The following is an 11,532-nucleotide window of genomic DNA, read 5'->3' as shown; positions in this document are numbered from 1 at the left end:
CCGAACAGCGAGTCCTGCACGACCTGCCCCCGGTCACGCGGGGATGATCAGCGCAGGTCGCGATGCCGGGCGCGAGCAGATCGGCCCGCGCACTGGTGACTATCGCCTCTGTGCGTTTGGTCCGCGGCGAGTTGCCCTGGAAGCCTGCGGGATCAATCGCATCACCTGGAGGACGAGATGGGGAACTCGGTCGTGATTTCCGGGCTCGAGTGGGTGCGGGGCGAGGAAGAAAGCCTGGAGGGGCACTCGGCGGACCTGTCGAGTCAGGATTGGGTAAGGACCGCGCTCGACGATCGCGCCAAGTTCGCGAAAGACTTGCGGCTGCTGGGACTCGACCACGGCGTGGTGAGACAAGGGCTGCGGCTTCGCGACGAGGCCGAAAAGGATTTGAAGGAATTCTCGTCGCCAACGAGGTTTTCGCATATCGATTACGCCGATTCTGTGGGCGGGCACGTGAGCGGCGGCGCCGCAGCGGTCACGTTCGGGCAACGGTTGCGCGACTGGTGGGATGCCCGCAAGATTCTCGTCGAGGCGAGGCAGGACGTCGCTGTCCGCATACCGCTGTTCGTGCTGTCGGCACCCAAGATCGAGACGTGCGCAGCGTCCGTGAAGATCGCGGAACAGCGGGCCCGCAAGGTCGAGTGGGAGGTGAAGATTCTGGGCAGCGGCATCGGCGGGGGGCGCGCCGTCATGGCCACGGTGACCTCGTCGTTTTCGGCGAGTAACGGCGAGAACAAGCTCATCTTTCTGCCAGTGACCGTCGGCATCGAAAGAGTAAGGATCACGGAAGGCGGGCGCGAGATCGGGCGCGGTTACCGGGTAGACCCCTCCACCCGCGGCCTTCACTATTCCGCGCCGGGTTCACTCCTTCTCGACTCCGATTACAGCCCTCACATCGGCGCCCTCAAGGAAACGTACTCGCTGGCCGGAGATTCACCTGGAGCGATTTCGGAGTACGAGTACACCTACGAACAGGAAGATATCAAGAAGTACAGCGTCGGCTTCAAGATCAAGGAATTCGAGGCGAGCCTGCAGTTCTCGCACCTCATGCATTCTTCGGCGACGCTGGGCTTCAAACTGTGCGGCGGGCACGACTACGCACTGCATGGCATCGACGATTGCGAGGGTGTCGCCTGGCCGGCGTGAGCCTGCGTCAGCCTTCGAGGGCGCCGGCCCAGCGCCAGTCGCCCTCGGGCCCCAGGTACTCCACGCGTTGCACCTCGTCGTCGAGTTCCTCCTCGTCCTGAGCCCAAGACAGGGCCGCGGCGTTGTCGGGAAAGTCACGCTCGTCCATGACGTCGCCCATGCCGTCGAGGAACCGGTAACGGGTCATCGGGTCATGGTAGGGGACGTCACGTGGCCACGCCTCGCCCTACCGGCGCTTCATCTCGCGGAGCTGACGTTTGAGGTCCTCGACGTCCCAGCGGTGATGACCACCCGCAGTAGTCAGCGTGGGCTTCACTCGGCCCTCTTTGACCCACCGCTGCAGGGTGCGGCGGTCCACACCGATGGCCTTCGCCGCGTCAGCGGTGGGAACAAGATCGCTGGGCACTTACGTACTGTTGCCTGCGAATGTCGCGTTAGTCCACCCGGGTGACGCGATTCACCGCAAACAGAGCGGCTTATCGCGATCAGACGCGCTCATATACTCTTGTCGCCAAATGTCGCGTTTGAGTCCAGGATCGAGCCGGTGGAGGGGCATATGAGCATGCATCCTGACTTCCAACCGAAACCCACCGAACTGGTCTACGAGGCGGTGGCGCAGCACATCGCGGCCCGTATCGAGACCGGTGAGCTGAAGCCGGACGAGCCGTTGCCATCCGAGCGGCGGCTCGCCCACGAGTACGGTGTGTCGCTCGGCTCGGCGCGCCACGCGACCCGGCTCCTGCGGTATCGCGGGCTGGTCGTTACTGTCCGGTCGAAAGGCACGTACGTCGCCGAGCGGCCGGCACGCGAGGAGATCGCCCATGCCCGAGGACCCCGTTGAACCCGCGCTGCTGCGGGAACTCGGCAGCGGGCTCGTCGATCCGGAGCACCCGGACGGGAGAGAGTGCGTCCGCTGCGGCGTGCCGGCGAGCCTCTACGCCGTTGATCTGCTCGGCACAGCTTGGGACACCTGTCCTCGCCATCATGGGGCCGTGCTGCTCGATCTCCTCCATGGCAAGGTCGACGACGTCGACACCCGGCTGACCGGCGCCACTCTCAGGCTTGTGGGAACGCCGAAGCGGCCGGACTAGACCACGCCGGAAACGGCACCGCCACTAGAGACTGGGACGCGGAGGGCGCCGCCCTCCGCGCTTCCATCGGTCAAAAAGGTCCAGCCGGTCGGGATGACAGGATTTGAACCTGCGACCCTCCGCTCCCAAAGCGGATGCGCTACCAAGCTGCGCCACATCCCGGTCGCCCCGGCGGGGCGCTGCGATCACTCTAACCCGACCCGCTAAACTGGACGCGCGGCCCCAGCCTCAACCGGCCGCGTGCGGGCGTAGCTCAATGGTAGAGCCCCAGTCTTCCAAACTGGCTACGCGGGTTCGATTCCCGTCGCCCGCTCCAGTACGAAACCACCAGCCCGCCGGTAAACGAGTTGGTGACGCCGGCCAACAGCTGCGAGCATCACGGCATGCTTGTCATCCGCAGGGCGACGCCCGCCGATGTCAGTGGGTGTGTGGCGATCGTGCGGGACTCGCCTGACTTCTTCACCAGTGATGTGCCCGGGAAGGTCGGCGCGGACCTGGAAATCCATCCGGCGTGGGTGGCCACGACCGATGACGACCTCGCCGGGTTCGCGATCGTGGACCGCCGGGCGGCGCGGGGCGCGGAGGTCCTGTGGATGGCCGTCACCGCCTCGCGGCGGGGCGGTGGCGTCGGCACGCTGCTACTCGAACACGTCTTCCGCGACCTTGCCGAGAGCGGGGTTCAGGTCGTGGAGGTCAAAACCCAGGACGCCAGCGCCGGCTACGAGCCCTACGTCGCCACGCGGGCGTTCTGGGAACGACGCGGCTTCGTCCACCTCGACACGATCGATCCCCTGCCGGGCTGGCCGCCGGGCAACCCCGCCGCCATCTATGTCGCCGCCCTCGCCGCGACCCACCGATGAGTTTTCGCGCCCCGCCCGGTCAGCACTGAGATCACCCATCTCGAAGGAGGAACAATGACCGACAAGGCGCTCACCACCTGCCTCTGGTTCGACGGCAACGGGGAGGAGGCCGCGAACTTCTACGCGAGCGTCTTCGACGACGCCAAGATCGGCCGGATCGGGCGGTACGTCGAAGGGGAACACGGCACGCCCGGCGCGGTCATGGTGGTCGAGTTCGAACTCAACGGGCAGAAGTTCATCGCCCTCAACGGCGGCCCGCAGTTCAAGTTCAACGAGGCCGTCTCGTTCCAGATCCCGTGCGAGAACCAGGAAGAAGTCGACTACTACTGGGCGAAACTCACCGCCGACGGTGGCGAGGAAGGCCCCTGTGGCTGGCTCAAGGACAAGTTCGGCCTGTCCTGGCAGGTCGTCCCCAACCGCGTCATCGAACTGATCGGCGACGCCGACACCGTCAAGGCCGCGCGCGCGACCGAGGCCATGTACGCCATGAAGAAACTCGACATCGCCGCGATCGAGAAAGCTCACGCCGGCTGAGCCCGCGGCCGATGGAGCGCTCCCACGCAGTCCGCGCACCGCGGCAGCTTCCGCCAGTGGTGCGTGGGCTCCGACGGGATGCACCGCCGGCCGCAGCGCGACCGCAACCCGACGCGCGGGTGGTAGTCGCGCGCCGGCGGCACCCAGTGCGTCGCCGCCGCGTCGCTGTCGGGTAGCCATCCCCAGCACGCGAGGAGATCACCATGCATGCGCGGCATGGTCCGGCCGCGCACCGCCTCGCATCCCCGAGACGCTCCGGTGGTAACACACCGCTTACGAACGAGCGCGCGATGTTTACCCGACCTGACGAGCGGTCGCCATCGCGCGCTCGGTCTCCCAGAATGCCCGCATCGAGGTCACCAGCCCGGCCTCGTTCACCCGGTAGACGTAAACGCCTTCCGTGTCGACCCGGTACCCGCCCGGCAGGAACGTCGTGATCGTGCCGTAGTTGGCGACCTCGCTGCCCGCCACGAACGAGTCCCGGATCGTGAACTCGAACCGCTCGACCTTCCCGATCGTCAACTCCCAGAACGCGCTGATGCCCGCACGCCCGTGGTGTCCCTTGCCATCGGGATCGAACATCGAGGGCCCCACCGGATCCTCGATGACGCCGTCGGATGCGAACAGGCCCAGCCATTCCTCCTTCTCACCCCGGACCACGGCGTTCATCGACCGCCACGCCGCCAGCCGCGCCGGCGGCTGCTCCGCTTCGGTGTCCCAGCAAACCTCGACGCTCACGGCTATCACACCTTCGCGATGATCTCGTCGGCGAACTTCCTGATCGCGTCCTTCTTCGGCCCGACCGGGGCCCCGAACCCGATCCCGTCGAACACCCAGGGCTGGGTCACGATGTCGGTCACCCCGATCTCACCCTGGCGGCGATACCCGTCTACCCCGAAGCTGTCGATGCACACCGCCTGGATCTCGAACGGCACGTCGGCCCGCCCGTACTCCGCGCGCAACGTCGCCAGCCGGTCGATCGTGGTACGGAGGTCGTCGAGTTTCATCATCGCGCTCGACCAGCCGTCCGCGGCCCGCGCGGCCCGGCGCAGGGCGACCTCCGTGTGCCCGCCGATGTAGAACGGCACCCGTTTCGACGGCGCCGGGCTCATCTGCAGCTTGTCGAAATCGAAGAACTTGCCGTGATACTCGACCATCCCGCCGTCGAGGATCAGCCGCAGCACATCGATCGCCTCGTCGACGCGCTTGCCGCGGTTCGCGTACGGCGCGCCGCACCACTCGAACTCCTCGGGCGACCAGCCGACGCCGAGGCCGAGCCCGAACCGGTTGCCGGTCAGTACCGCGACCGAACCGACCTGCCGCGCGAGCAGGACCGGGTTACGCGAGCCGAGTTTGATCACCGACGTGTAGAACTCGATTCCGCTGGTCACCGCGCCCATCGAGGCGACGGCGACGAGAGGATCCGCCCACGGGGTTTCGGCGTTCCAGAAGCGGCTGCCGTCGGGGGTGTACGGGTACTCCGCCGAGACGGACTCCGAATAGAACAGCGAGTCCGGCAGCACGATCGAGGAGAAGCCGCACTCCTCGGCCGTGCGAGCGAGTTCCGCGAACTGGTCCAGGGGGTTCATCGCGACCGAGAGGCTGAACTTCATACCCGCGAGACTATAACGTGTTCTAGTTTTCGTCGAGGGAACTCTCGGCGTAGTGTCCGCGTTGTCCGGTTCAAGACACCGAACCTCCGGGAGTAACCGATGGGCACCGCGGTCACGTTGATCGTGCTCCTCCTGATCATCATCGCCGCCGTGGCGTATTTCGCCAGGTCACAGGCGGCCAGGCGGCAGCGGGAACTGGACGACGCCAAGGCGGACGCGCGCCGCCTCGTCGAACGGCTCGGCGGACAGGTCCTGAACCTGACCGGCACCGACACCGCGTCCCAGCAGGCGCTGGCGGACGCGGCCGAGCGCTACAACGCGGCCGGCTCGCAGATAGAGCAGGCGCGCACGGCCGAGCAGGCGAAGCTGGTGAAGGAGACCGCGCTCGAGGGCCTCTACTACGTCCGCGCGGCGAGGACGGCCATGGGCATCGACCCGGGCCCGAAGCTGCCGGAGGAACTGGAGCGCGAGCGCGCCGGCAAGGTCACCGAGCACCGCACGGTCGACGTCGAGGGCCATAGCTACGAGGCCTCCCCCGACCCGGGCTCGAACACGCCGTACTACTACCCCGGCGGCCGCGTCGCGGGCAGGCCGGTCCCGCAGGGCTGGTACAGCGAGCCGTGGTGGAAGCCGGCGCTGGTCGCCGGTGCCTGGGGGCTGGGCTCGATGCTGCTGTTCAGCACGATGTTCTCCGGGATGAGCGGGATCGCGAGCGCCCAGGCCTGGGAGTCCGGGTACGACGCCGGCCAGGAGGACGCGATGGCCGACGCCGGTGGTGACGGCGGCGACATGGGCGGAGACGCCGGTGGCGACATGGGCGGAGACTTCGGTGGCGGGGACTTCGGCGGGGGCGACTTCGGCGGGGGCTTCGACTTCTAACCGGGCTGGCAGGCCGGGCACCAGTACAGGTTCCGGCCGGCCAGTTCCTGGTGCGCGACCGGCGTACCGCAGACCAGGCAGGGCAGGCCCGCGCGGCGGTAGACGTACACCTCGCCGCCGTGCCGGTCCTCGCGCGGCGCCCGGCCGGTGACCTCCGGCATATGCTCGTCGGCGACCGTGTCGATCCGGCCGGTCCGCACGCCGTGGCGCATGAGCGTGCCCAGGTCCGCCCACATTTCCTTCCACAGCACCGGATCCAGCGCCCGGCCGGGCAGCATCGGCGCGACACCGTGCCGGAACAGCAACTCCGCGCGGTACACGTTGCCGACGCCAGCGACGACCGCCTGGTCCATCAGCAGCGCGGCGATCGCCGTCCTCGACGCCGAGATCCGCTCGAAGGCCTGCTCCGGCCTGGCGTCCCGGCGCAACGGGTCCGCCCCGAGGCGGGCCTTGATCGCGTCGACCTGGTCCGGGCTCAGCAGCTCACACCGGTTCGGCCCGCGCAGGTCCGTCCAATGTGTACTTCCGGCGAGCCGCATCCGCACCTGCCCGACCGGCGGGAGCACCGGCAGCTTGGCCTCGCTGAACGTGCCGTACAGGCCCAGGTGGACGTGCACGGTGCCGGCCTCGTACCGGTGGAACAGATGCTTGCCGTACGCCTCCGCCCGGACCAGGACGTGACCATCCACAGTGGATGCATCGGTGAACTTGCCCTGCGGGCTGCTCACCGCCACCGGCTTGCCCGCGTAGCGCCGCTGGTGCAGCCGGGCGAGCCGGTGGAGGGTGTGGCCTTCGGGCATCAGGCCGGGAGGGCGGGCGGGGTGCCGGTGCGCTCGTAGTCCAGCAACTGCTGCACGCGCCGGGCGTGCCGCTCCTCCGGCGACACCGGGGTCGCGAGGAAGGTGTCGACGATCGCGGTGGCCTCGTCGGCCGTGTGCATCCGCGCGCCGATGCCGATCAGCTGGGCGTGGTTGTGCTCGCGCGCGAGCTGCGCGATCTCCGGCTTCCAGGCCAGCGCCGCGCGGGCCCCCGGCACCTTGTTCGCCGCGATCTGCTCGCCGTTGCCCGAACCGCCGACGACGATGCCGAGACTGCCCTCGTCGGCCACCACCCGCCGGGCGGTCTCGATGCAGAACGCCGGGTAGTCGTCGGCCGCGTCGTAGACGGCGGGGCCGATGTCGGTGACCTCGTGCCCCTGCCCCTTCAGGTAGGCCACGAGGTGGTTCTTCAGCTCGAAACCGGCATGGTCGGATCCCAAGTAGACACGCACGCCTGGAGTCTGCCATCCCTGCCGGCGTGCCGTGAGGGACCCCCTCACGGCACATAAGGGCATGAGGGGGTCCCTCACGGCAAAGCCCGGAGTCAGTGGGGTGGCGCCGATGCTGCGGGCGGCTACCTTTGGCCCTCATGCGGTGGATTGAGCTCGGCGAAGGAGTCTTCGCGCGGCGCTACGAGCACCTCGACCAGACACTCGGGCTTGTCGTCGGCGCGGAACGCTGCCTCGTCGTCGACACCGGTGGCGACGAGGTCCAGGGTGCGGAGTTCGCCGCCGCGATCCGGGAGATCACCACGGCGCCGTGGCTGGTCGTGCTCACGCATGCGCATTTCGACCATCACTTCGGCACGAAACCGTTCCAGCCGTGCCCGGTCTGGGCGCATGAGCGGTGCGGGCCAGCCATGGGCGCCGACCGTGCCACCTGGGTCGCGAACTTCCGCCGCCAGCACGAACACGAGCGGGCCCAACGGCTTCTCGAAGCGGAACTCGTGCCGCCGACGCACGTGCTCACCGGCGAGGTGTCCCTCGATCTCGGCGGCCGCAAGGTGACGCTCCTGCACCCCGGGCCCGGCCACACCGACCACGACGTGGCCGTGGACGTGCCCGACGCGCAGGTCCTCTTCGCGGGCGATCTCGTCGAGCAGGGCGCCCCGCCGTCAATCGGCCCGGACTCGCACGTCGAGGACTGGCCGCACGCGCTCGACGGGCTGCTCGCGCGGGACCCGGCGACCGTCGTGCCCGGGCACGGCGAACCCGTTGACGCCGCATTCGTGCGGCGCCAACGCGATGAACTCAGGAGAAGTTGAGCTCGCCGGTACGCGTGCGCTTCAACTCGAAGAAGTCGGGGTAGGTCGCCATCGCGACGGCACCGTCGAACATCTTCAGCGCCTCCTCGCCTCGCGGGATCGAAGACAGCACCGGGCCGAAGAAGGCGACGCCGTCGATGTGGATCGTGGGGGTGCCCACGTCCATGCCGACCGGGTCCATGCCCTCGTGGTGACTCTCCTCCAGCGCCTCGTCGTACTCGGCCGACTCGGCCACCGCGGCGAGATCCGAGGACGCGCCGACAGCCTCGAGCGCCTGCTTGAGGACCGTCGGGATGTCCTTGTCGTTCTGGTTGTGGTAACGGGTGCCGAACTCGGTGTAGAACTCGCGCACCGACTTCTGGTCCGCGGTCTGGGCGAGCGCGGTGGCGACGCGGACCGGGCCCCAGGCCTTCTCCATCAGTTCCTGGTACTGCTCGGGCAGGTCACGCCCTGAGTTGAGGATCGCGAGGCTCATCACCTTGAAGTTCAGGTCGAGGTCGCGCTGCTTGTCCACTTCCAGGATCCACCGCGAGGTGATCCAGGCGAACGGGCAGACCGGGTCGAAGTAGAAGTCGACGCGTGTGCGATCGGGCATCGGTGTCTCTCCCTGTAGTTCGGCGTTCAACTTCCCCAACAGCTGTCCCATTGCGCTTGTTCCCCCCGGCATCCGTGATTGGATGGCAAGACACATCGATCGACCACCGCTAGTGCTATGAGGTGCCTGTGCCCGCCCCTAACCTGACCCGCGACCAAGCAAAACAGCGCGCGGACCTGCTGGAAGTCGAGTCCTACGACATCGTTCTCGATCTCACCGACGGTAACGGCCGTCCCGGCGAGAAGACGTTCGACTCGACCACCACGATCCGGTTCACCGCCCGCGCCGGGGCCGCCTCATGGGTGGACGTCGTGGCCGCGCGGGTGCGCGCCGCGAACCTCAACGGACGCGAGCTGGACGTGTCGGGCTACGTCGAGGACGACGGTGTCGCACTTCCGGAACTGGCCGGAGCCAACGAACTCGTCGTGCGCGCGGACTGCCGCTATATGAACACCGGCGAGGGCCTGCACCGGTTCGTGGACCCGGTGGACGACGCGGTCTACCTCTACACCCAGTTCGAGACCGCCGACGCCAAGCGCATGTTCGCCTGCTTCGACCAGCCGGACCTCAAGGCCGTCTACCGGATGACCGTGATCGCGCCCAGCGACTGGAAGGTCGTCTCGAACGCGAAGATCGAATCCACGGAGAAGACGCCGGAAGGCGCCACGAAGACCGTGTTCGCGACCTCGGAGCGCATCTCGACGTACCTGGTGGCGCTCGTCGCGGGCCCGTACACCGAGTGGCACGACCAGTACGGCGACGAGCACGGCACCATCCCGCTGGGCATCTACTGCCGCGCCTCGCTCGCCGAGCATATGGACGCCGAGCGCCTGTTCACCGAGACCAAGCAGGGTTTCGGCTTCTACCACAAGGCTTTCGACACGCCGTACCCGTTCTCCAAGTACGACCAGCTGTTCGTGCCCGAGTTCAACGCGGGCGCGATGGAGAACGCCGGTGCGGTCACGTTCCTCGAGGACTACGTGTTCCGCAGCCGGGTCACCCGCTACTCCTACGAGCGCCGCGCCGAGACCCTGCTGCACGAGATGGCGCACATGTGGTTCGGCGATCTGGTCACCATGCGCTGGTGGGACGACCTGTGGCTGAACGAGTCGTTCGCGACGTTCGCGAGCGTGCTGGCGCAGGCCGAGGCGACCGAGTACGAGCACGCGTGGACGAGCTTCGCGAACATCGAGAAGTCGTGGGCCTACCGGCAGGACCAGCTGCCTTCGACGCATCCGATCGCAGCGGACATCGTCGACCTGCAGGCGGTCGAGGTGAACTTCGACGGGATCACCTACGCCAAGGGCGCGAGCGTGCTCAAGCAACTGGTGTCCTACGTCGGGCTGGACAACTTCCTCGCCGGGCTGCGGGTGTATTTCGGCAAGCACGCGTGGGGCAACGCCACGCTGGCCGATCTGCTCGCGGCGCTGGAGCAGGCGTCGGGCCGGGATCTGTCCGGCTGGAGCGCGCAGTGGCTGGAGACCACAGGCCTGAACTCGCTGCGCCCGCGCTTCGAAACCGACGGCGAAGGGAAGTTCACGTCGTTCTCGGTCGTGCAGACAGGCGCGAAGCCAGGCGCGGGTGAGCTGCGCACGCACCGGATCGCGGTCGGCGTCTACGACGACGGCAAAGACACAGCCGGGAAGCTCGTTCGAATCAAGCGGGTGGAACTGGACGTCGCGAGCGAGGTCACCGAGGTGCCCGAGCTCGTCGGCGCCGCGGCCGGGAAGCTCGTCCTGGTCAACGACGACGACCTGACCTACTGCACGATGCGCCTGGACACCGGTTCGCTCACCACGCTCGTCGACCGGATCGCCGACGTCACCGAACCGCTGCCGCGCACGCTGTGCTGGTCGGCGGCGTGGGAGATGACGCGGGAGGCCGAGCTGAAGGCGCGGGACTTCGTCGCGATCGTCTCGCACGGGATCCACGCCGAGACCGAGGTCGGGGTCGTGCAGCGGCTGCTGCTGCAAGCACAGACGGCGCTGAACTCCTACGCGGAACGGGCTTGGGCGACCGAACGGGGCTGGCCGGAGCTCACGGCCCGGCTGCTCGAGCTGGCGCGGTCGGCCGAGCCGGGCTCGGACCACCAGCTGGCGTTCGCCAACTCGCTCGCCGGTTCAGTGCTCGACGGCGAGAAGCTCGACTTGCTCGCGGGCTGGCTCGACGGTTCGGCGCCGTTGGCCGGGCTGACGGTCGACGCGGATCTGCGGTGGCGGCTGCTGAGCGCCTTGGTGGCGCACGGAAGGGCTGGTGCCGCCGAGATCGACGCCGAGCTGGCACGTGACGACACGGCAACGGGCCGGCGGCGCGCCGAGAGCGCCCGTGCCCTGCTGCCGACGGCGGAGGCGAAGGCGGACGCGTGGCGGCGCGCGGTCTACGACGACGAACTGCCCAACGCGGTGAGCAACGCGATCATCGGCGGCTTCTCGCATCCGGGCCAGAAGCACCTGCTGGGCGAGTACGTCGAGAAGTACTTCGAGGTGATCGACGAGGTGTGGCAGCGGCGTTCGAGCGAACGGGCGCAGCCTGTCGTGGTCGGGCTGTTCCCGGCGTGGGCGGTCGATGCGGCCACGGTGGACGCTTCCGACACGTGGCTGGCCGGAGAACGCCCGGCGGCGCTGCGACGGCTGGTGTCGGAGGGCCGCGCGGGCATCGTCCGGGCGCTCGCGGCCCGGGAGTTCGACGAGAGCTGAAATGCCGTGAGGGGCCCCCTCACAGCCCATAAGGGC

At 68.1% G+C, this 11,532-nt stretch carries 15 protein-coding genes and 2 tRNA genes; 9 read left to right on the top strand and 8 right to left on the bottom strand.

Annotated features, from left to right (window positions below):
• Positions 1 to 177 precede the first annotated feature (177 nt).
• Complete coding sequence (locus FG385_RS18100; RefSeq protein WP_139097937.1) at positions 178 to 1,146, top strand: hypothetical protein; 969 nt, start codon at positions 178 to 180, stop codon at positions 1,144 to 1,146.
• Positions 1,147 to 1,153: 7 nt separating this feature from the next.
• Here the strand turns inward: FG385_RS18100 and FG385_RS18095 are convergent, their stop codons facing one another.
• A complete protein-coding gene (locus tag FG385_RS18095; protein ID WP_139097936.1) occupies positions 1,154 to 1,333 on the bottom strand; it encodes a hypothetical protein in 180 nt (59 codons plus the stop codon).
• 39 nt (positions 1,334 to 1,372) lie between these two features.
• Positions 1,373 to 1,552, bottom strand: a complete 180-nt coding sequence (locus FG385_RS18090; protein WP_139097935.1) for a helix-turn-helix domain-containing protein — start codon at positions 1,550 to 1,552, stop codon at positions 1,373 to 1,375.
• Positions 1,553 to 1,702: 150 nt separating this feature from the next.
• Here FG385_RS18090 and FG385_RS18085 point away from each other — a divergent pair, with 150 nt between their 5' ends.
• Positions 1,703 to 1,987 (top strand): winged helix-turn-helix domain-containing protein, encoded by a 285-nt coding sequence (locus tag FG385_RS18085; RefSeq protein WP_139097934.1) that lies wholly within the window; start codon positions 1,703 to 1,705, stop codon positions 1,985 to 1,987.
• On the top strand, positions 1,968 to 2,237 hold the full coding sequence (locus FG385_RS18080) for a hypothetical protein (RefSeq protein ID WP_139097933.1): 270 nt from the start codon (positions 1,968 to 1,970) through the stop codon (positions 2,235 to 2,237). The genes FG385_RS18085 and FG385_RS18080 overlap by 20 nt, the downstream gene beginning before the upstream one ends.
• A gap of 88 nt (positions 2,238 to 2,325) precedes the next feature.
• Here FG385_RS18080 and FG385_RS18075 read toward each other — a convergent pair.
• Positions 2,326 to 2,399 (bottom strand) — tRNA-Pro (locus FG385_RS18075).
• A gap of 80 nt (positions 2,400 to 2,479) precedes the next feature.
• Here FG385_RS18075 and FG385_RS18070 point away from each other — a divergent pair.
• The 3 genes from FG385_RS18070 to FG385_RS18060 all read left to right on the top strand — a co-directional run bounded on the left by FG385_RS18070 (position 2,480) and on the right by FG385_RS18060 (position 3,631).
• Positions 2,480 to 2,553 (top strand) — tRNA-Gly (locus tag FG385_RS18070).
• 67 nt (positions 2,554 to 2,620) lie between these two features.
• Positions 2,621 to 3,097 (top strand): GNAT family N-acetyltransferase, encoded by a 477-nt coding sequence (locus tag FG385_RS18065; protein ID WP_139097932.1) that lies wholly within the window; start codon positions 2,621 to 2,623, stop codon positions 3,095 to 3,097.
• A gap of 54 nt (positions 3,098 to 3,151) precedes the next feature.
• Positions 3,152 to 3,631 (top strand): VOC family protein, encoded by a 480-nt coding sequence (locus FG385_RS18060; protein ID WP_139097931.1) that lies wholly within the window; start codon positions 3,152 to 3,154, stop codon positions 3,629 to 3,631.
• Between the two features lie 294 nt (positions 3,632 to 3,925).
• Here the strand turns inward: FG385_RS18060 and FG385_RS18055 are convergent, their stop codons facing one another.
• Positions 3,926 to 4,369: a nuclear transport factor 2 family protein gene (locus FG385_RS18055; protein ID WP_139097930.1), complete on the bottom strand. Its 444-nt coding sequence runs from the start codon at positions 4,367 to 4,369 to the stop codon at positions 3,926 to 3,928.
• Positions 4,370 to 4,374: 5 nt separating this feature from the next.
• Positions 4,375 to 5,244, bottom strand: coding sequence for a TIGR03619 family F420-dependent LLM class oxidoreductase (locus tag FG385_RS18050; protein WP_139097929.1), 870 nt, complete (start codon positions 5,242 to 5,244; stop codon positions 4,375 to 4,377).
• A gap of 99 nt (positions 5,245 to 5,343) precedes the next feature.
• Here FG385_RS18050 and FG385_RS18045 point away from each other — a divergent pair, with 99 nt between their 5' ends.
• The gene (locus FG385_RS18045) at positions 5,344 to 6,123 is read left to right on the top strand and encodes a hypothetical protein (RefSeq protein ID WP_139097928.1); all 780 of its coding nucleotides are present in this window, start codon (positions 5,344 to 5,346) and stop codon (positions 6,121 to 6,123) included.
• Here the strand turns inward: FG385_RS18045 and FG385_RS18040 are convergent.
• Both FG385_RS18040 and FG385_RS18035 read right to left on the bottom strand, forming a co-directional pair.
• Positions 6,120 to 6,923, bottom strand: a complete 804-nt coding sequence (locus FG385_RS18040) for an Fpg/Nei family DNA glycosylase (protein ID WP_139097927.1) — start codon at positions 6,921 to 6,923, stop codon at positions 6,120 to 6,122. The two genes, FG385_RS18045 and FG385_RS18040, sit on opposite strands and share 4 nt — an antisense overlap.
• Positions 6,923 to 7,393 carry a ribose-5-phosphate isomerase gene (locus FG385_RS18035; protein ID WP_139097926.1) on the bottom strand — a complete coding sequence of 157 codons (471 nt, stop codon included), beginning with the start codon at positions 7,391 to 7,393 and terminating at the stop codon, positions 6,923 to 6,925. The genes FG385_RS18040 and FG385_RS18035 overlap by 1 nt, the downstream gene beginning before the upstream one ends.
• 137 nt (positions 7,394 to 7,530) lie before the next feature.
• Between FG385_RS18035 and FG385_RS18030 the strand changes: the two genes are divergently transcribed.
• Entirely contained in the window at positions 7,531 to 8,205 is a 675-nt protein-coding gene (locus FG385_RS18030) for an MBL fold metallo-hydrolase (RefSeq protein WP_139097925.1), read from the top strand.
• On the opposite strand, the gene FG385_RS18025 is transcribed toward FG385_RS18030, so the two are convergent.
• Positions 8,192 to 8,800 carry a mycothiol-dependent nitroreductase Rv2466c family protein gene (locus FG385_RS18025; RefSeq protein WP_139097924.1) on the bottom strand — a complete coding sequence of 203 codons (609 nt, stop codon included), beginning with the start codon at positions 8,798 to 8,800 and terminating at the stop codon, positions 8,192 to 8,194. The genes FG385_RS18030 and FG385_RS18025 overlap by 14 nt on opposite strands.
• 128 nt (positions 8,801 to 8,928) lie before the next feature.
• On the opposite strand from FG385_RS18025, the gene pepN reads away from it, so the two are divergent.
• Positions 8,929 to 11,496: an aminopeptidase N gene (gene pepN, locus FG385_RS18020; RefSeq protein WP_139097923.1), complete on the top strand. Its 2,568-nt coding sequence runs from the start codon at positions 8,929 to 8,931 to the stop codon at positions 11,494 to 11,496.
• Positions 11,497 to 11,532: the final 36 nt, after the last annotated feature.

The organism is Amycolatopsis alkalitolerans (genome assembly GCF_006152065.1).
GTDB classification, from domain to species: domain Bacteria; phylum Actinomycetota; class Actinomycetes; order Mycobacteriales; family Pseudonocardiaceae; genus Amycolatopsis_E; species Amycolatopsis_E alkalitolerans.
The sequence above is the reverse complement of the archived record's forward strand: the minus strand, read 5'-3'. Positions and strand labels throughout refer to the sequence as shown.